This window comes from Arthrobacter sp. StoSoilB20, from assembly GCF_019977295.1.
In the GTDB taxonomy this organism is placed as follows: Bacteria; Actinomycetota; Actinomycetes; order Actinomycetales; family Micrococcaceae; genus Arthrobacter; species Arthrobacter nicotinovorans_A.
Genome location: NZ_AP024651.1, coordinates 600,719 through 620,320, shown reverse-complemented (window position 1 = coordinate 620,320; position 19,602 = coordinate 600,719). Strand labels below are relative to the sequence as shown.

The following is a 19,602-nucleotide window of genomic DNA, read 5'->3' as shown; positions in this document are numbered from 1 at the left end:
TGGGTCGCTGTTGGGGTGCTTGGCTGTTCAGGCCACGGCACCTTGCTGTTCGATTTGGCTGTGCTGGTTCGCGAGCAAGCGGTGACGGTCTGCCCGGCGTTGTTCCTGCCGGTCAGGGTCCGGCACGGGCGAGGCCAGCAAGAGGCGCTGGGTGTAGGGGTGTTCGGGATCGCGGGTGACTACCTCGGCGGGGCCCTGCTCCACGATTTCGCCGTGGTACATCACGGCCACCCGGTGGCTGATGTGCCGGACGACGTCGAGGTCGTGGGACACGAACAAGTACGAAACACCGGTGTCCTTCTGGATTTGCAGGAAGAGGTCCAGCACGCGGGCCTGGGTGGAGAGGTCCAGCGCACTGACGGGTTCGTCGCAAACGATCAGCTTCGGGGACAGGGCAAGAGCCCGCGCAATCGCGACGCGCTGGCGCTGGCCACCGCTGAACTCGCGCGGCAGCCGGTGGATGGCGTCGGTGGGCAGGCCCACCTGGTCCAGCAGTTCTTTGACGCGCTTTTTCGCAGCGCCCGCCTCCATGCCCTGTACGCCCAGCGGCTCTGCGAGGATGTCACCGATTTCCAAGGCCGGATTCAGCGAGGTGTACGGGTCCTGGAAAACCACTTGCAGGTCCCGGCTCAGCGTGCGGCGTTCCTTTCGGGACGCGTTGCTGATGTCGTTGCCTTCGAAAATCACTTTGCCGGCGGTGACCGGGGCCAGGCCCAGGACGGCGCGGCCAAGGGTGGTCTTGCCTGAGCCGGACTCCCCCACCAAACCCAGGGTCTCCCCCTGGCCGATGGTGATATTGATGTCCGTCAGGGCGCGGAAGGGCTTGGCCCGGAACCGCTTGCTTGGGTACTCCACCACCAGGTTCTCCACTGAGAGGAGCGGGGACTTGCCCGTTGACTCAAGAGAGGCACTCATGCCACCGGCTCCTTCTGTGCTGCTGATCCAGGCTGTGCTGCTGATCCAGGCTGTGACACAAGCATGGTCATGGGGGTCTTTCCTTCGAGCATGGACCCCAGCAGGGTCTGCGTGTAAGGCTCTTTGGGGTTCCGGAGGATCTCGCGGACCGTTCCTTCTTCCACCAGCCGCCCGTTCTGCATGACCGCTACGCGGTCGCAGAGATCGGCGACAACGCCGAAGTTGTGGGTCACCAGGATCACGCCGATGTTCAGGCGTTGCTGAAGTTCGCGCAGCAGGTCCAACACATCGGCCTGCACGGTGACGTCCAGGGCGGTGGTGGGTTCGTCAGCGATCACCAGGTCCGGTTCGCAGCTGATGGCACCGGCAATCAGCACGCGCTGTGCCATGCCGCCGGAGACCTCATGCGGGTAGGCGTTGAAAGTGCGTTCCGGGTTGGTAATTCCGACGTCGGTGAGCAGCTTGAGCGCACGCTGGCGGGCTTCAGCTTTGGAGATTCCCAGCACGCGGACCATGGGCGTGACCAGTTGGTAGCCGATGGTGAAGGCCGGGTCCAGGTTGCTCATGGGTTCCTGCGGAATGTAGGAGATCCGCTTGCCGCGCAGTTTGGACAACCGCTCCTGGCTGACGCGGTCCTCGCCCGGGGCAACGGTGTAGTTGCCGTCGAACTGGATGGAACCGCCCACAATCCGGGCGTTGTCCGGCAGCAAGCCCAGGATGGAGAACGCGGTCTGGGACTTGCCCGAACCCGATTCCCCCACGATGCCCAGGATTTCGCCGCGGTCAACATGGAAGGAAACGTCGTCCACTACCTTCTTGATGGACCCATCTGCCTGCGGATAGCCGACGCCGAGGTTGGTCACCTTGACCAGGTGGTGTTCGGTTCCGGCGTCGACGGCGGCCACGGACTTCCGTGACTGGCGCGCCTTGGCGGGGTCCGCCGTCGTGCTTGCAGAAGAACTCGTGCTTTCTGCCGTTGCAACCGCGCGTGTTTTGCGGTGCTTGATCTTTTCGCCGTCTTCGAGGGCGTCGCGGATGGCGTTGCCCAGCAGGACCAGGCCGCCGATGGTCAGTGCCATGGCAAGTGCCGGCCAGAGCAGCAAAATCGGCGTGAGATAGACGTTCTTGAAGCCTTCGGAGAGCATGACGCCCCACGTGGCTTTGGTGGGATCGCCCAGGCCCAGGAACTCGAGTCCGGACTGGATGGCGATGGCAACACCGGCGATCGCCGCGGTTTGGATGATGATCGGAGCCCGGACCACCGAGAAGATGTGGCGGGCAATGATGCTGAGGTCGGACAGGCCCGAAACCCGGGCGGCGTCCACGTAGAGCTCGTTCCGGACCGACTGCACCGCGGTGCGGGTGAGCCGGAAGTAGGAAGGGCTGATGAGGACACCGAACGCGATCATCGAGATCCACACCGAGGGGCCGAAGGCTGCACGGATGGTGAGCAGGACGATCAGGCCGGGCAGGCTCATGAGGATGCTGACTACCCAGTTGGAGACGGCTTCGAATTTGCCTGCGTAATAGCCGGCGATCAGGCCTGCCGGGAGCCCGATGGCAATGGCGACGCCGGCACACAGGAGCGCGGACAACAACGTCAACTGGGCGCCGAAAAGCAGCCGGCTCCAGGTATCGCGCCCCGCGCTGTCCGTGCCCATGATGTTGACCGAATCCGGGGCAGCCAGGGTTTTGGAGATATTGGCGAAGTTCTCTTCGAAAGGCGCGATCACCGGCGCAAGGATGGCCAGGGCCGCAATGGTCAGGAGGATCACCAGCGAGGCGATGCCCATGGGGTTCTTCAGGAGCCGGCGCATCACGGTGGAACGGACCACTGTGCCGCTCTGGCCTGATCCCTGCTTCGCCGCGAGGTCGGTACTGGCCGTTGTTACTGCAGCTGAATCTACGGAGTCGCTCATGAGACACGTACTTTCGGGTTGAGCCAACCATTGAGGATGTCCACCAGGAGGTTCACGACGATGACAACCACCACGGTGTACATCACCACTCCCATAACCACGGGAAGATCGGTTTGGGTGGTAGCGGCAACAGCCAGCGGACCCATTCCGGGGAGGGCGAAGATCTGCTCGATGATCACCACGCCTCCCAGCATGCCGATCAGCTGGAGGCTCAAGACGGTCAAGCCTGCCGGTGCGGCGCTGCGGAGCACGTGCTTGAAGAGGATTTCACGCTCTCCAATGCCTCGGCTGCGCAGCGTCCGGACGTAGTCGCGCTCGAGCTGCTTGATCACGGCGGAGCGGATCTGCTGGGCACCACCGGTCACGCCGTTGATCAGCAAGGCGATGACGGGAAGGGTCATGGAATAGACCCAGGCCTCCGGCCCCACCTCCGGGGAGATGGTGCTGGTGGCGGGGAAGAAGCCGAGCTGGATGGCCAGGATGGTTACCAGGAACACGCCGATCACGTAGCCGGGGATGGAGTCCCCCACGATCGCGCCGATCTGGACCACCCTGTCCACCCAGCCGCGCTTCACGGCTGCGGCAACACCGATCAGTGCTGCACAAATGGCGATCAGGATCATTGCGGTGAAAACCATGGTCATGGTGACCGGGATGCGGGTGGCCAGGGAGTTGGCCACCGGCTCCGAGGTGAACCAGGAGGCTCCAAGGTTGCCTGTCAGGGCGTCGCCCAACCAGGCGAAGTAGCGGACAAAGAGGGGCTGGTCGAGTCCGAGCTCCTGTTCCTTCAGGGCCACCTGTTCAGGCGTGGCCTGATCACCCAGGATGTTCTGGGCAATACTTCCGCTGGAGGTATACAGCAGGGTGAAGGTGAGGACCGAGACGACGAACAACACCACCAGACCACTGCCCAGTCTTTTCGCAATGAACTTGATCATGGGGTCCTACTTGGCGGGCGAGTAGTTGTAGATGGACGGAACGGCCTGCTGGACCTGCGGCGTGACGTTCACTTTGTCGTTGTGGTAGTACATCTGGTTCACACGGAACAGCGGGGCGAACCAGGCTTGTTCCACCACGTATTTGTTCACTTCCTGGGCCAGCTTGCCGGCATCAGCTCCACCCGTGCGCACGGCCGCGATCTTGGCCTCCAGCTCGGGGCTGGTGGTCTTGAACGGGTTGTAGAGGGCCTTGGTGGAGACGATCTGGTCGATCGCCACTGTGGGCTGTCCCTGGAAGAGGTTGTAGAAGAGTGCCGGGTACTTCTGGGCGGCAACATCGGAGGTGAAGGTGTTGGTGATTGCCGCACCCGGGTTCAGGGTGATGCCAACATCTGCCAGTTGCTGCTTCATGACCGAGATGAGGGTTTCACCACCGGGGAGGGTGGGAACGTCGATGCTGACCTTGCCCTCGAAGCCGGACTCCTTCAGGAGCTGCTTGGCCTTTTCGGGATCGTAGCTGTAGTAGTTCTCCAGCTCCTCGGTCCAGGCACCACTGTCCTTACCGAAGGGCTGGGAGGTGGGAGTGCCCTGTCCCAGCATGACCTGGTCCAGGATGGTCTTACGGTCAAAGGCGTGGTTGATGGCCTGGCGGACCTTGACGTTGGCCAGTGCCGGGTTTTTGGTACCGTCACGGTCCAGCAGAAGCAGGCCGGACCAGTCGACCTGGTTGGTTTCAAGCTTCATTTTGGCGCCCTCGGCCTGCTTGCCGTTCTTGGGATCCAGCAGGGTGGCGTCAATCTGGCCGGACACCAAGGCGTTGGTGCGGGCCGTGGGATCGAGGAGGATCTTGAGCGTGAGCTTCTTGAACTTCTGGAGGTCCTTGTTCCAGTAATCCTCGCGTACGGTGAACACGGACTGGGAGTCCTTCACCGAGGCTGCCTTGTCCATCACGTAAGGGCCGGAACCTACGGGAACGGTCTTGATGGCGTCGGTTCCCAGTGCGGCCGGGCTCCCCATCAGGCCTGCAGCCTGGCTGAGGAAGAATTCCAGGGCGGGCTCAGGTGCGGTGAGGTTGATGTCGATCGTGTCGGCATCCACCACGGCAACGTCCGAGACTGAGCTCAACTGGGCCATCTGCGGACCGTTGGCCTTCTTGAAGTGGTCCATGTTCGCCTTGGCCGCAGCGGCGTCGAACTTGGCTCCGTCGCTGAAGGTGACGTCCGTGCGGAGGTCAACAGTGAGCTTGGTGTTGGTGTCGTTGTACTTCCACGCAGTTGCCAGCATGGGGCTGAGCTTGCCGTCCGGTTCGCGGAGGATCAGGGAATCGTAAGCTGCCTGGTAGGGCTGGAGTGCGTGGCCTACGTGGGCCTGTGCCGGATCCCAGGAAGTGAGGTCCCGAAGGGTGCCCAGGGTCAGGGCCGTGACGGTTTTGCTGCCGGCAGTGGAGCCATTTCCGGCGCCGGCACCCCCGCCACCACATGCGGTGAGCGCCAGGGAGGCGCTAAGGACGATGGCGGCTGCTGCCGCCTTGGGACCTAACTTCATTGTCGGCTCCTACTGAGTCTTTGCCTGATGCGAGTCAGAGCTTGGAGTGTGTGGCCTGGACCACATTTTTATTGGGTGTGGGATTTACAGTACGGACTTTGCCCGGCCTTGGCAACCGATTGTCAAAAGTTTCTTATATTGTTGCCAAACGTCGGGGCGGGACGTCTGGATTCATCACCGTGGTGGGGTGAAAACGGCGCGAAATCCTTGAAATTCAGGCGTTTTCACGCGGTGTTTTCTGGGTTGGCTGCGGTTGCCTCAGCCGACCCGGTCCAGCATGTCCGGGTAGCTCTGCGCGTAAATGTCCTTGATGATGCCCAAGGACTTGCCTGCCTCGGCAGGGTTGATCCAGAACTGGCCCGGCTCCCCCAGCGTTGCGTAGAAGTCGGCGATAAGCAGCTGATGGGATACGCCCCAGTACGACCTTCCGCCGGTTTCCGCCACCCGCTCCTGGATGACGTCAACCCTTCCGTCCGCATAGGTCACAGTGAGGTCGCCCCGCAGGCTGAGCGTCGCCTTCTCGGTAACGATGTCCAAGGTCACCGGAGCATTGGCGGCGTTGGCCAGGGTCGCGTAGAAAACGCTGCGCGCACCGTTGACGTGCTCGGCAACGAACTCGGCAGTGTCTTCCACTTCGATCACTCCACCCAGCGAGCGCGTAGAGGCGTGGCCCTCCACTTTGGCTACATCACCTACCAGCCATTGGAGCAGGTCTACCGTGTGGATGGCCTGGTTCATCATCAGGCCACCTCCGCCTTCAGCCCAGGTGCCGCGCCATGGGCGGCTGCGGTAGTAGCTGCCGTCCCGGTGCCACATCACGGTTGCCGAGGCGCCGACCACCTGACCCAACGTGCCGCCGTCGAGCAGTTCATGCATTGCTTGCGACGTCGCGTTGTAGCGGTTCTGGAAGCAGACGCCGATCCTCGCCGGACTGCGTTCGGCCACCTCGACCAGCCGCCGCCCCTCCTCCAGCGTATGGGCCAGCGGCTTTTCGACGATCACGTTGACGCCGCGCTCCAGGCAGTCAGCCGCCACCGAGGCATGGAGGTGGTGCGGCGTACAGACATGGACGACGTCGGGACGCACCTTCTGGATCATGTCCAGGTAGTCCGCGTAGCCGGGGACGCCGTGGGTGGCTGCCGCCGCTTCCAGCCTTTCGGGGTCGGTGTCGCAAACGGCCACCAACTCCACGTCCCCCAACGTCGATAGTGCCTGGAAATGGACGGTCGAGATGTCGCCGCAACCGATAACTGCCGCTGTAGGCATGTCCTGCTCCTTCGAAGGATGATGCTGAATTGTTGGGGGCCGGCCGTCAGGCCAGGGTCACGCCGTTCTTGCTTGCCAGGCCGGCAAAGGCCCGGGCTGCGATGCCGAACGCTACCGGGCCGGAGTATCCGCCGAGTTCGTGGGCACTGGCCAGATGAGGCTCCAGGGACGCGAAGCCGGTGTAGCCATCGGCTGCGAGGGCAGCAATGGTGGCGTCCAGTTCGCCGTCGCCTTCGCCGGAGGGAACAACTTCGCCTGTAGTGGCGATCGCATCCTTGACCTGCAGGTATTCAAAGTAGGGGCGGAGCAGTGCATAGCCCTCGGTGTACGGCTTGACGCCTACCTGGACGAAGTTGGCGTTGTCCCAAGCGACCCGCAACGCCGGCGAACCAACTGTTTCCATGATGTCCAGGACTCGTTCAGGGGTGTCGCCGTAGATGCCCTTCTCGTTTTCGTGCAGCAGAACCACGCCGCCGGCTTCTGCTTCAGAGGCCAAGGCGGTCATCCGTTCCATCACAGCATCGCGGACCTCTTCCTGGCTCTGGTCCTCACCGCGGTAGAAGGAGAAGATGCGGACGTATTGGGTGTCCAGGGCTTTGGCGACGGAGATGATCTGGCGGAGCCGGGTGAGTTCGTGCTCCACCGGCAGGCTGACGTCCACTTTGCCGATGGGGCTGGCCACGGCCGAGACCTTGAGTCCGTTCTGGTCCAGTATTTCCTTGAGTCGGTGGACAGCATCGGGCTCCAGCTCGGACACATTGGTGCCCCAGGCGCTGCGGACTTCGATGTGACCTGCGCCGAGGGCCAGCAGCACGGCGGCCTGGACAGAGGGATCTGGATCTACTTCGTCGCCGAAACCGGACAGGCTCCACACGGCTTGGGGGTGGGTCACGAATTCTCCTAGGTAGCCCGTGATGCCACCGGCCGGAGCACGGTGACGCAGTTCACAGGAGTGTCTTGTCCCCACGAGTTTAGCCATCTTGGCACGAAGTTGACAACCGATTGCCATATCCGGCCAAGCTGTGGCATTCTTGACCCACGGTGTGGCAGTGGTCACAGCCGAATGATCTTTTGTCGTTCCGGAAGGAACGCCCATGTTTGCTGTTCAGAGAGGAACGCCCATGGCGACGCAACCCATGGCGACAGGCCGGCCTGCCACCATCCATGACATCGCTGCGCTGTGCGGCGTTGCGGCGTCCACTGTTTCACGGGCCCTCGCCAATCCTGAGCGCGTCAATATCCGCACCCGGGAGCGGATCCAGGCTGCCGCCGTCGAACTCAACTACACACCGAACTCCCAGGCGAAAGCCTTGAGTTCGGGGAAGACCGGAGCTGTTGGCGTCCTGGTTCCGGATATCACCAACCCCTTCTACTTCGACCTCATCCGCGGTACCCAGTTGCAGCTCAAGGCCGCCGGTTACACGCAGTTGCTGGTGGATACCGAGGAGTCGGACGAAGTTGAGGCGAGCACGCTGGAGCAGCTGCGCAAGAGTGCCGACGGCGTCATTGTGGCAGCATCGCGACTCAACGACGACTCGCTTGCCGCTGCCGCCGCCCTGATGCCGATGGTCACCGTCAACCGCGACGTCGACGGCGTCCCGGCAGTCATCATCGACACCCCCTCGGCCATGCCACAAGCCCTGGACCACCTGATTTCCTGGGGCCACACATCCGTTGCCTACGTCTCCGGTCCGGCCGTGTCCCAGTCCAGCGCCCGGCGATGGGACGCACTCTCCGCAGCCGCGGAGGAACGCGGAGTCGAGGTCCGCCGGCTTGGACCGTTCGCGCCCAAGACCCAATCAGGCGCAGCCGCCGCCGACGCCGCCGTCCACAGCGGGGTCACTGCCTGCATCGTCTTCAACGACCTGATTGCCATCGGCATGCTGCAACGGCTCCGCGAACGCGGCCTCCGGGTGCCCGAGGACATGAGCATCGTGGGCTGTGACGACATCTTCGGGGCAGATTTCTGCAATCCGCCGCTGACCACCATGAGCTCGCCCATTGAGCAGGCCGGCAGGGTGGCCGTATCAATGCTGCTGGCCCAGTTGAATCCACTCTCCGGGGGCGGGAACCGGAACCGCTCCGTCATGCCCACCCACCTCACGGTCCGGGGCTCAACGGGTCCTGCGCCCACCACTTAGGGTGAATCGCCGCCTGAGCGAATCATCAGCGCAGCCGAATCACCAGTGCAATATGGTTGAGCGTTCGTGACACGGCTGACTAGTGTTGGACCATGCGCGAACTCCAGGAAAAGATCATTGAAGAAATGGGCGTCCAGCCCCGGATCGATCCTGCGGAGGAGATCCGGCAACGGGTTGCCTTCCTGAAGGATTACGTCAAGGCAACCGGCACCAAGGGCTTTGTCCTGGGTATCTCCGGAGGCCTTGATTCAACCCTTGCCGGGCGCTTGGCCCAGTTGGCTGTCGAGGAGCTCCAGGCCGACGGCGTGGAAGCGAACTTCGTGGCTGTCCGGCTCCCCTACGGCGTCCAGCACGACGAAGACGACGCCCAGGCCGCACTGGACTTCATCAAAGCCAAGACCGAGTGGACCTTTAACATCGCCCCCGCCGTTGACGGTTTCGAGGACGAATTCCAGAAGACCACCGGCGCCGAAATTTCAGACTTCCATAAGGGCAACACCAAGGCCCGTGCCCGCATGATCGCGCAGTACGCTTTGGCCGGCGAACACAATTACCTGGTGATCGGTACCGATCACGGCGCCGAGTCCGTCACGGGCTTCTTCACCAAGTACGGCGACGGCGGTGCCGACATCCTTCCGCTGTTCGGCCTGAACAAGCGCCAGAACCGGACACTCCTTGCCGAATTGGGCGCTCCCGCCCGCCTGTGGCAGAAGGTTCCCACCGCCGACCTCTTGGACGACAAGCCCGGCCGCACCGACGAAGACGAGCTCGGCATCACCTACGACCAGATCGACGACTACCTCGAAGGGCGCGACGTCACCGACGCAGTGGCCGAACTCATCGAACAGAAGTACCTCCGGACGCGCCACAAGCGCACCGTTCCAGTGACCATCTTCGATACCTGGTGGAAATAAGCGCACCAAAACCACCGCATTCAGAACTACGGCGTTCAGAACCACCGCGCTGACAAACCACGACGGCGGGTGCCGGCTTCCGTACGGAAGTCCGCACCCGCCGTCGTGCTTTAACAAACCCTCTCGCACATCCCCCACCCCTCCGGCCAACCCTCTCGCACATCCCCCACCCCTCCGGCCAACCTTCTCGCACATCCCCCACCCACTTCCCCACGCTCAGCTCTTGACGTCCCGATAGTTACCGATATATCGTTAACTATCGCCGATACTTCTTCGGTGATTCACAACCGAAAGGACGATGCTGCTATGAAAGGCATCAACGAAAACAACAACTCATTCCCTGAGCACGACCACGGACATCCCGAACACGGGCATGGCAGAGGCCGCTTCAATCGAGGCAAAGGCCGGCGTGGTCCGGGCGGTCACGGTGGTGGCGGATTTGGTCCGGGCTTCGGTCCGGGCGGTTTCGGCCCAGGTTTTGGCCCCGGCTTCGGACCAAGGGGCTTCGGTCCCGGCGGTTCACGTCGAGCCAACCGTGGCGACGTCCGGGCAGCGATCCTCTCGCTCCTGGCAGAGGCCCCGTCCAACGGCTACGGCCTGATCAAGACCATCGCGGAGAAGACATCCGGTGCCTGGCGTCCCAGCCCCGGCTCGGTCTACCCCACGCTGCAGCAGCTGGTGGACGAGGAACTGATCGTCGCCGTCGGCGAAGGCCGCCGCACCGAGTTCACGCTTACTGACGACGGCAAGGCCTACGTCGCCGAGCACGAGGAAGAACTTGCCAACGCCTGGAACACCGAGGCCGATGGAACAGGGGCGGCCTTCCACCAAAGCGTCGGCAAGCTCATGGGAGTCATCCACCAGTTCCGCTCAGCGGCTACTGAGGAACAGCGGCAGGCAGCGATCGAAAAGCTCGACGAAACCCGCCGGGCGCTCTACCTGATCCTGGCCGACTAATGCCTGCTGAGGTCCTCTTGACCTTGACGTAACGTCAACCTCTACTGTCGAAGTACAAGCACAGAACGGGGGACGCATGGACTGGTCAATCCAGGAAATCGCCAGGATCGCAGGAACAACCAGCCGCACGCTGCGTCACTACGACGACATCGGGCTGCTGAAACCAAGCCGGACCGGTCATAACGGCTATCGCCACTATGACGGTCCGGCGCTGGTTCAGCTCCAGCGCATCCTCCTGCTCCGGGAACTCGGACTTGGCCTGCCGGCCATCGCCGAAGTACTGGATCGCGAGACGGACACCGTCAAAGCGCTGAGCAGCCATCTGGAGTGGCTCGCACAGGAGCAGGACAGGCTGACCCGGCAGATCGCCTCCGTTCGGCAAACCATCGACACAATGAAAGGGGATGGAAAGTACATGGCACAGGAGATGTTTGACGGCTTCGACCACACTCAGTACAAAGACGAGGTGGAGGAGCGCTGGGGCAAGGACGCCTATGCCGCCAGTGATTCATGGTGGCGCGGGATGAGCGCAGACCAAAAGCAGGAATGGAAGGACCGCGTCCAGAGGCTTGGTACGGACTGGATGTCCGCAGCAGAGTCCGGAGTTGCACCTGACAGTACCGAAGCGCAGGACCTGGCTCGCCGTCACGTCGAGTGGCTCAGCGGCATCCCGGGAACCCCGACGGCGGTACCTGGCGGAGACGTCAAAGGTTACGTCACGGGACTCGGTGAAATGTATGTAGCGGACCCCCGGTTTGCGGCCAATTACGGCGGGGAAACGGGAGCGTCATTCGTCAGGGATGCCCTGCGGATCTATGCCGAAAAGAACCTCTAGGCGCTCAGGATGCGGTGACCGGGGTTAGGCAATAGTGTGGCGGAATGGGTACAAGCACCGCGAAGTCCGGCCAACAGGTAGACAGGCAGAAGCGCATTCTCGAAGCGGCACTGGAGCTGCTGTCCCGCCACGGCATTTCGGGCATCAACATGCGGGCTGTGGCACGTGAAGCCGGCGTCGCACTCGGGCTGGTCAATTACTACTACGAAGACAAATCGAGTTTGATCCGCGCGGTGCTCCACCAGATCGAAGAGCATGACCTCCTGCTGGTGGAGCCGTCGCCTACCTCAACCCCGGACGAACAACTCCGCGGCTCCCTTCGTCGCGTTGCCGACCCGGGGCTCCTGACCACGCCGTACCTTTCACTCCGCCTCCACTTGTGGGCCCTCGCCCAAGCCGACGAGGAGTTTGCCCGGATCAACGCCGCAGCCTTTGACAGGTATCTGCAAGGGCTTGCGGCATTGATCGGCAATGCCATTCCCGGGCTGTCCCCTGATGAGGGCCGGGAGCGGGCGGCCGACATCGTGGTGGTGCAGAACGGGATGTGGCTCACCACCCTCCTGGGGATCGACAAGGCAGCAATCGAGCGCGGAATTGCCCGCACGGAAGAGATTGCCTTCGCCCCTTCGCAGCACCAGCCCGGGCCTTAGTCCTCAGGAAGAAACGACGACGGCGGCAGCACAGCCGTCGTCGTCTGCCTTCCAAGGCGCGCCCATGGGCAATTCCGAGGTGACAACGCTGTCCAACTCGTTCTATTTCTTGGGATCAAATTCGAATACCGCCTAGACCGTTGACTTGTCCAATGGACATATCGTAGCTTTCCTAGCACTGACAACGTTGTCTATTTGGGGATAGGCACGCGCGATGAAGGGCGCCTGGAAGACCATGACTAAATCAACGATGAATAGGGTGCGGGCAGCGACGTCTGCGCTAACGCTGGCGGGCCTGACGCTTTCCGGCATCATGGCCGGTGTTGCTCCGGCCTCTGCGGCATCGGAAGTGGGAAGCGAAGAGTTTCGACCTGCTTACCACTACACCCCCGCGAAGAATTGGATGAACGACCCCAACGGGATGGTTTTCCATAAGGGCGTTTACCACCTGTTCTACCAGCACAACCCTTCCGGGAACACATGGGGAAATATGTCATGGGGGCATGCGACCTCGAAGGACCTGGTGCACTGGGAGGAGCAGCCCCTTGCCCTCTCCACGGATGCGCAGGAGGACGTCTTCTCCGGCAGCATAGTGGTTGATAAAGACAACACATCGGGCTTCGGGACCAAGGAAAACCCGGCACTGGTAGCCATCTACACCAGCGCCTATAAGGAACCTTCCCCGTACCGCGGCCTGCAGGCCCAGTCCCTGGCCTACAGCGTCGATGATGGCCGGACGTGGACCAAGTACTCGGGAAACCCTGTGCTGAACCGCAATTCAGCCAACTTCCGGGACCCGAAGGTGTTCTGGTACGACAACCCGTCCGGCGGCGGCTACTGGGTCATGACGGCTGTCGAATCACAGGATCACAAGGTTGTCCTCTATAAGTCCAGCAACCTCAAGGACTGGACTGCCCTGAGCGAATTCGGGCCCGCCAACGCCACCGGCGGGCAGTGGGAATGCCCGGATCTGTTCCCGCTGGCGGTGGATGGGAACAAGAACAACATCAAGTGGGTCATGGTGGTCAATATCAACCCTGGCGGCGTCGCCGGAGGCTCGGCCGGTCAGTACTTCGTGGGGAACTTTGACGGCACCACTTTCACTTCCGAAACCACCGAGCCAGCGGCCGAGGCACCGGCCGGCACGCCCCTGGCAGGCTTCAACGACGGCACCTATAACGGCTGGGCCCTCAACAACGAGGCAGGCAACTGGAAGAACGGGCCTTTTGGTGATGCTCCCGCTGCAGGCTCCCTGCCCGGGCAGAGTCCAGTGACCGGATTCGCCGGACCAGGGCTGATCAACTCATTCAACGACGGCGATTGGCCCATGGGTTCCATGCAGTCACCAACGTTACGGTCACCGACGACTACCTGAACTTCCTCGTCGGCGGCGGCAAGCACCCCCGCGTCTCGGACAAACTGGACAACACCCCGCCCCCGGGAGAGTTGAAGTTTGACGGCTTCGAGGTTCCCGACGGCACAACGCTGGCCACTGCCGGCTGGGCCGGAACAGGCGATCTGACCCCCAATTTCCAGCCAGCCACCAGCGGCGGGGATTACTACATCGGCGCCAAGAGAATCAACACGTTCGAAACCGGCGCCGTGCCCGGCGACGACCGCCAGGGCACCCTTACCTCCCCCGCCTTCCCGATCACAAAGAACTTCATGTCCATGCTGGTGGGAGGCGGCAACCGTGCGGCGGACTCCGGCCAGACCCTGGCCGTTCAGCTGCTCGTCAACGGCAATGTGGTCCGCTCCCTGGCGGGTGACAATGCGGGATTGCTGAACTGGAAAGGCTGGGACGTCTCGGAGTTCGCGGGACAGAATGCCCAACTGCGGATCGTTGACGAAGCTACGGGTGGGTGGGGCCACCTGACCCTTGACCACGTCATGCTCACGGACACCGCCGCGGTCCTCCGGTCCGACGAGGAGACGGTGAACTTGGTGGTCAACGGACAAGTTGTCCGTAGCACCACCGGCAACGACAGTGAAAGCCTGGATTGGGCCTCATGGGATGTGAAGGAATTCGTCGGCCAACAGGCACACATCAAGGTGGTCGACAACAACAGATTCGGGTGGGGGCACATTCTCGCTGACGAGTTCACGGCCAGCTCCACGGCAGCCAAGTCCCGGCTGGAGTCCTACGACTGGCTGGACTACGGCCGTGACTACTACGCGGCAGTGTCCTTCTCCAACATGCCCGATAACAAGCGGGTCATGCTCGGCTGGATGAACAACTGGGATTACGCCAACAACATCCCCACCAACCCTTGGCGCAGTGCGATGTCGCTGCCCCGGGAGGTGCAGTTGACCCAGACACCTGACGGGCCACGCCTGGCCCAAAACGTGGTCAAGCAAGTGGACAAGCTCGCGAAAAGGCCCAGCTACACGGACAAGAAGGGCGGCGCCATCAAGGCCGGAACAACCCCGCTGCCCGCGTCCGCATCAGGTCAGGTACAACGCGTCGACATCACTTTTGCGCCCGGCACGGCGAAAAAGTCAGGCATCACAGTACTGGGCGACGGCAACTCCTCCACCGTCATCGGCTACGACTCCAGCACCGGGAAGGTCTTTGTTGACCGCACAAAGTCCGGAAACACCACTTTCCATCCGGCCTTCCCTTCGATTGAGGACGCCCCTGTCACCCTGGATAAGAAGGGCAATGTCACCCTGCAGGTGTATGTGGACCGCTCATCGGTGGAAGTATTCGCTGGTGACGGCCTCCGGACCATCACCGATCAAGTATTCCCCAACCCCGGAGCGGACAAGATGGCGCTCTTCGCGGAGGGTGGAACTGCGCAGCTGAAGTCCCTCACCGTGACCCCCATGGAAGGGTCAATGTTCCTTCCGGGAAAGAAGTAACACTCCCCGCATGACAAAGAAGGCGGCCGGCATTTGCCGGCCGCCTTCCTTTGCATCATGGCTATGCCAGTGGTTTCAACCAGGTCAGCTCAGAGCCATTGCCTTCGATGTGTTCGGCCAGTTCCGCATTGAACTCCCGGCCGTAATCGGCACCGATGTGCTCCTGGAATGCTTGCTCGTCCTTGTAGACCTCAAAGACAAAGTACTCGCGCGGGTTGGTTTCCCGCGTGTAAGGCAGGAACATCACGTTCCCCGGTTCGTTCCGAACGTGCTCCGTGAGCGTAGCCATCATTTCCGCGACGCGGGATTCACTGCCTTCCTTGACGGTGAACTCTGCACACAGTGTTTTGGTCATAGCCAGTCCTTTACTTGGTTGCTGTGGGATTGTTTTTCTTGCCTGGAGGAGTATTTGTCCGGATCAGCTGAGGGGACGGATTTCACCGGAGCCACGCTGTATCAATTCGGTGGGGATGACATAGGTCCGGGCGGGGTTCGCGTCGCCGTCGATCCGTGCAAGGATCCGCTCAGCTGCAAGCTTGCCGATGCGTTCAGGGTGCTGGGCGATCACGGTGATCCCGGGGTCCATCATGTCGGCCAGCGTGAAATCATCGAACCCGATGAGGGCAATCCTGTGATGCAGTCCAAGGGCTTTAAGGGCCCGCATTGCGCCAAAGGTCACCAGGTTCTGACTGGAGAAAATCGCCGTCGGAGGGTTTTCCGAGGTGAGTAGTTCGTGAGCGGCCCGAAAGGCGGTTTCCTCATCGTGAAGGTTCTCCCGAACTGCGACACCGGAGGTGGAAATGCCTGCACGCCCGACGCCGTCCAGGAATCCCGTCCGGCGCTTCCCGGCAGTCTGGATATCCGTCCGGTCACCAAGGTAGGCCAGCTGGGTATGTCCGTGCTCGATGAGGTGGGCCGCCGCGTTTGCCGCACCGACTTCGTTGTCAGTGACTACCGCGTCAGCTTCGATACCCGCCGGCTCACGGTCAATGAATACCAGTGGCAGGTCCCGGGAGTGCTCCGGGATCATGTAGGCCTGGCTCTTGGCAATGGTGGTCAGGACAAGCCCGTCAACCCTGCGGCCCAGGAAAGCTGAAATAAGCTTCTTCTCCCGCTCGGGATCGTCATCCAGGCTGGCGGCGAAGACGGCAATTCCGCGCACAGCCAGGGCGTCTTCCATGGCCCTGTGGATTTCTCCACTGAACGGGTTGGACACGCTCGGGAGCAGCAGGCCTATGGACTGGGTCTTGCGTCCGGAACGCTTGAGGCTGCCGGCGGTGATGTCCAGTTGGTACTGCAGTTGTTCGGTGGCCCGGATGACGCGCTGCCGCGTGGCCTCGGAGACCCCCGGCTCGTCGTTGACTACGCGGGAGACCGTCTTGATCCCAACGCCGGCAAGATCCGCCACGTTCTTCATCGTTGGGCGCTTGCGCCCGGAATCCGGTTGGTAACGATTAGACACCGTTGTCAACTTGCTGCTCCTCACCTTGATTTAATACTTGACTCTATCGTGTGAGCTTGCTTACATGTTACCTGACAACGTTGTCAGCCGCAGAAGATGCGCCGCCAACAGCCACAAAAACAGGAGTTTCAATGTTGAGTTCCACAGTCAAGCAGTCCGCCCGGACCCGCCTTCTTGCCGCCGGCGCAGTCCTGACGCTCGGCGCACTTAGCCTCACAGCCTGCGGAGGCGGCTCCACCCCTTCAGCCAGTGGGGGCTCCGATGAAAAGATCGGCGTTTCGCTGATCGTCAAGACCACGTCCAACCCATTCTTCGTTTCCATGCAGGATGGCGCGAAGAAGGCTGCAGAGGCCGACGGCGTCGACCTCAAGCTTGCTGCCGGCAAGGCCGACGGCGACGAGGACACCCAGATCCAGGCTATTGAAAATGCTATTTCCAAGGGTGACAAGGGAATCCTCATCACCCCCAACGGCCCGTCCGTCGTCGATGCCCTGAAGAAGGCCAAGGACGCCGGCCTGTTCGTTATTGCGCTCGACACTCCCCCGGACCCGGCCGACGCCGCGGACATCACCTTCGCCACGGACAACTTCAACGCCGGCGAGCTGATCGGCAAGTGGACCGCTCAGCAACTGGCGGGCAAGAAAGCCGTCATCGCCCTCATTGACCTCTTTGACGACAAGGTGGTCTCGGTGGATTACAACCGCGACCAAGGCTTCCTGACCGGACTGGGCATCGACACCGCGGATAAGAAGAAGAACGGCGACGAAGCCAAGACCGGAAAATACACCGGAGGCAAGGGCGGCGAGTACGAGATCGTCGGCAGCCAGGCATCCCAGGGCGCCGAAGACGGTGGACGTACGGCAATGGAAACCCTGCTGGCCAAGAACCCCAATGTCAACGTTGTCTACACGATCAATGAGCCGGCTGCAGCTGGCGCCTTCGAGGCCCTGAAGTCCGCCGGCAAGGAAAAGGATGTCCTGATCGTCTCCATTGACGGCGGCTGCACCGGCGTAAACAACGTCAAGTCCGGCGTGATCGGAGCAACTGCGCAGCAGTACCCGGTCAAGATGGCCGAGCTGGGCGTAAAGGCAATTGTTGACCTGGCAAAGACGGGTAAAAAGCCGGCCAACTCCGAGGGCCTGGACTTCTTCAACACCGGGGTGGAGCTGGTCACTGACAAGCCCGCCGATGGCGTCAAGAGCATCACCACCACCGAAGCATCCCAGATCTGCTGGGGCAAGTAACCCCATTCCACCCCGGGGAGGCGCACCAAGCAGCGCCTAAAGCAGCGCACCAAGCAGCGCCTCTCCGGGTACCAGCAGTTACAGAACATGGAAGTTCAGGAGCAACCTAAAGTGACCCAGCAACAGACCGCCGGCCCCCCGAGCGCCGGGCATGCTGACTTGGCCGAGGAATTCCTTGACCGACAGACCCCCCTCAGCAAAATCCGCAACATCCTCCACCGCTACCCCGCCCTCAGCCCGGCCATTGTCCTGCTGATCGCCGTGGTTGTCTTCGGGCTCCTCAATGACCGGTTCCTCCGCGTTGAGAACCTTTCCCTGATCACCCAGCAGGTTGCCGTGGTCGGCACCCTGGCAATCGCCCAGACCTTGATCATCCTGACAGCGGGAATCGACCTCTCCGTGGGCGCAGTGATGATCCTGTCGTCCATGGTGATCGCGCAGCTTGCCGTCAGCAACGGCCTCCCGGGTCCCATTGCACTGTTGGCCGGCCTCGTCGTCGGACTCGGTTCCGGTGCCCTGAACGGATTCCTGGTAACAAGGTTCCGGCTGCCCCCGTTCATCGTCACGCTGGGAACACTGAACATCTTCATCGCTTTGACGCTGCTTTACTCCGGCGGAAGCACCGTGCGTGGCTCGGCAATGCCGGACATGCTCACCTGGCTCGGGAGCACCTTCCCGATCGGCCCGGTCCGTATCTCAACCGGCGTGGTCATGATGCTGCTCCTGTATGTGGCCGTTGCCTTCATCCTGGGCAAGACCGCCTGGGGACGGCACGTCTACGCTGTGGGTGATGACAAGGAAGCGGCCCGCCTCGCCGGCATTCCCGTCAACCGGGTCCTGATGAGCGTCTACCTTGCCGCCGGCGCAGTCCTGGCTGTAGGTGCCTGGATCCAGATCGGCCGCACCAACGCTGCCAGCCCGAACGCCGGCGTCGATTTGAACCTGGACTCCATCACCGCCGTCGTGATTGGCGGCACCAGCCTCTTCGGCGGGCGCGGCTCGATCTGGGGCTCGTTGCTCGGAGCGCTGATTGTTGGTGTATTCCGCAACGGCCTGTCCCTCGCCGGCCTGGACGTCCTCTATCAGACCCTCGCTGTAGGCATCCTGATCATCATTGCCGTATCCGTCGATCAGTGGATCCGAAAGGTCAAGTCATGACCACCACAGAATTTGAAGCTCCCCGCACCGAAACCCGCGAGCCCATCCTCAAAGCCAGGAACCTCGTCAAGACGTTCGGCCGCGTTGTAGGTCTCGACGGCGTCAGCCTGGACCTCTACCCCGGCGAAGTCCTGGCCGTCATCGGCGACAACGGCGCCGGTAAGTCCACGCTCATCAAATGCCTTACGGGCGCTGAAGTTCCCGACACCGGGGAGCTTTTCGTCTCCGGACAACAGGTCCACTTCAAGCGGCCCCAGGACGCCCGCGTCCACGGCATCGAGACCGTCTACCAGAACCTTGCCGTTTCGCCGGCCCTGGACGTTGCCTCGAACCTGTTCCTCGGCCGCGAAGAGCGTCTCCCCGGACCACTGGGAAGCCTGTTCCGGATGCTCGACACCAAGGGCATGCGACGGAAAGCCAAGGAAGAACTGACACGGCTGGGCATCTCCACCCTGCAGGATGTCACCGTACCGGTGGAGAACCTTTCCGGTGGCCAGCGTCAGGCCGTTGCTGTGGCCCGTGCAGCGGCGTTCGGATCCAAAGTGGTGGTTCTCGATGAGCCGACAGCCGCTTTGGGTGTCCGTGAATCCAACCAGGTGCTCCAACTGGTCCGGGACCTCCGCGACCGCGGCCTGCCGGTTATCCTGATCAGCCACAACATGCCGCATGTGTTCGATGTTGCAGACCGCATCCACATCCAGCGCCTGGGCAAGTGCGCGGCGACCATCACCCCGCAATCCCACACCATGACCGACGCCGTCGCCATCATGACAGGTGCGGCAAAAGCCTGACGGCC

At 62.1% G+C, this 19,602-nt stretch carries 16 protein-coding genes and 1 pseudogene; 9 read left to right on the top strand and 8 right to left on the bottom strand.

Going from position 1 to position 19,602, the window contains the following annotated elements; translation table 11 throughout:
* Nucleotides 1-27: 27 nt before the first annotated feature.
* From LDN85_RS02965 to LDN85_RS02940, 6 genes are all read right to left on the bottom strand, one after another.
* On the bottom strand, nucleotides 28-915 hold the full coding sequence (locus LDN85_RS02965; protein WP_026548136.1) for an ATP-binding cassette domain-containing protein: 888 nt from the start codon (nucleotides 913-915) through the stop codon (nucleotides 28-30).
* Nucleotides 912-2,834 carry a dipeptide/oligopeptide/nickel ABC transporter permease/ATP-binding protein gene (locus LDN85_RS02960; protein ID WP_026548137.1) on the bottom strand — a complete coding sequence of 641 codons (1,923 nt, stop codon included), beginning with the start codon at nucleotides 2,832-2,834 and terminating at the stop codon, nucleotides 912-914. Before LDN85_RS02960 ends, LDN85_RS02965 begins: the two co-directional genes overlap by 4 nt.
* Nucleotides 2,831-3,772: an ABC transporter permease gene (locus tag LDN85_RS02955; protein WP_026542293.1), complete on the bottom strand. Its 942-nt coding sequence runs from the start codon at nucleotides 3,770-3,772 to the stop codon at nucleotides 2,831-2,833. The genes LDN85_RS02960 and LDN85_RS02955 overlap by 4 nt, the downstream gene beginning before the upstream one ends.
* Before the next feature lie 6 nt (nucleotides 3,773-3,778).
* On the bottom strand, nucleotides 3,779-5,317 hold the full coding sequence (locus tag LDN85_RS02950; RefSeq protein WP_223944549.1) for an ABC transporter substrate-binding protein: 1,539 nt from the start codon (nucleotides 5,315-5,317) through the stop codon (nucleotides 3,779-3,781).
* Between the two features lie 258 nt (nucleotides 5,318-5,575).
* Nucleotides 5,576-6,583: a Gfo/Idh/MocA family oxidoreductase gene (locus LDN85_RS02945; protein WP_223944548.1), complete on the bottom strand. Its 1,008-nt coding sequence runs from the start codon at nucleotides 6,581-6,583 to the stop codon at nucleotides 5,576-5,578.
* Between the two features lie 46 nt (nucleotides 6,584-6,629).
* Nucleotides 6,630-7,475, bottom strand: coding sequence for a sugar phosphate isomerase/epimerase family protein (locus LDN85_RS02940; protein ID WP_223944547.1), 846 nt, complete (start codon nucleotides 7,473-7,475; stop codon nucleotides 6,630-6,632).
* Between the two features lie 229 nt (nucleotides 7,476-7,704).
* On the opposite strand from LDN85_RS02940, the gene LDN85_RS02935 reads away from it, so the two are divergent.
* From LDN85_RS02935 to LDN85_RS02910, 6 genes and pseudogenes are all read left to right on the top strand, one after another.
* A complete protein-coding gene (locus tag LDN85_RS02935) occupies nucleotides 7,705-8,724 on the top strand; it encodes a LacI family DNA-binding transcriptional regulator (RefSeq protein ID WP_223944546.1) in 1,020 nt (339 codons plus the stop codon).
* A gap of 92 nt (nucleotides 8,725-8,816) precedes the next feature.
* A complete protein-coding gene (gene nadE, locus LDN85_RS02930; protein ID WP_026542288.1) occupies nucleotides 8,817-9,638 on the top strand; it encodes an ammonia-dependent NAD(+) synthetase in 822 nt (273 codons plus the stop codon).
* Between the two features lie 306 nt (nucleotides 9,639-9,944).
* The gene (locus LDN85_RS02925; protein WP_026542287.1) at nucleotides 9,945-10,595 is read left to right on the top strand and encodes a PadR family transcriptional regulator; all 651 of its coding nucleotides are present in this window, start codon (nucleotides 9,945-9,947) and stop codon (nucleotides 10,593-10,595) included.
* 76 nt (nucleotides 10,596-10,671) lie between these two features.
* Nucleotides 10,672-11,430 carry a MerR family transcriptional regulator gene (locus LDN85_RS02920; protein ID WP_223944545.1) on the top strand — a complete coding sequence of 253 codons (759 nt, stop codon included), beginning with the start codon at nucleotides 10,672-10,674 and terminating at the stop codon, nucleotides 11,428-11,430.
* 44 nt (nucleotides 11,431-11,474) lie between these two features.
* Nucleotides 11,475-12,080 (top strand): TetR/AcrR family transcriptional regulator, encoded by a 606-nt coding sequence (locus LDN85_RS02915; protein WP_223944544.1) that lies wholly within the window; start codon nucleotides 11,475-11,477, stop codon nucleotides 12,078-12,080.
* Nucleotides 12,081-12,393: 313 nt separating this feature from the next.
* Nucleotides 12,394-14,942 (top strand): annotated as a pseudogene (locus LDN85_RS02910) (GH32 C-terminal domain-containing protein).
* A gap of 61 nt (nucleotides 14,943-15,003) precedes the next feature.
* Here LDN85_RS02910 and LDN85_RS02905 read toward each other — a convergent pair.
* Nucleotides 15,004-15,297, bottom strand: a complete 294-nt coding sequence (locus LDN85_RS02905) for a putative quinol monooxygenase (RefSeq protein ID WP_223944543.1) — start codon at nucleotides 15,295-15,297, stop codon at nucleotides 15,004-15,006.
* Nucleotides 15,298-15,360: 63 nt separating this feature from the next.
* Nucleotides 15,361-16,359: a LacI family DNA-binding transcriptional regulator gene (locus LDN85_RS02900; RefSeq protein WP_091553769.1), complete on the bottom strand. Its 999-nt coding sequence runs from the start codon at nucleotides 16,357-16,359 to the stop codon at nucleotides 15,361-15,363.
* 176 nt (nucleotides 16,360-16,535) lie between these two features.
* Between LDN85_RS02900 and LDN85_RS02895 the strand changes: the two genes are divergently transcribed.
* From LDN85_RS02895 to LDN85_RS02885, 3 genes are all read left to right on the top strand, one after another.
* Nucleotides 16,536-17,648, top strand: coding sequence for a substrate-binding domain-containing protein (locus LDN85_RS02895; protein WP_026548148.1), 1,113 nt, complete (start codon nucleotides 16,536-16,538; stop codon nucleotides 17,646-17,648).
* Nucleotides 17,649-17,759: 111 nt separating this feature from the next.
* Entirely contained in the window at nucleotides 17,760-18,806 is a 1,047-nt protein-coding gene (locus LDN85_RS02890; RefSeq protein ID WP_026548149.1) for an ABC transporter permease, read from the top strand.
* Nucleotides 18,803-19,597, top strand: coding sequence for an ATP-binding cassette domain-containing protein (locus LDN85_RS02885; protein ID WP_091553772.1), 795 nt, complete (start codon nucleotides 18,803-18,805; stop codon nucleotides 19,595-19,597). Before LDN85_RS02890 ends, LDN85_RS02885 begins: the two co-directional genes overlap by 4 nt.
* Nucleotides 19,598-19,602 lie beyond the last annotated feature (5 nt).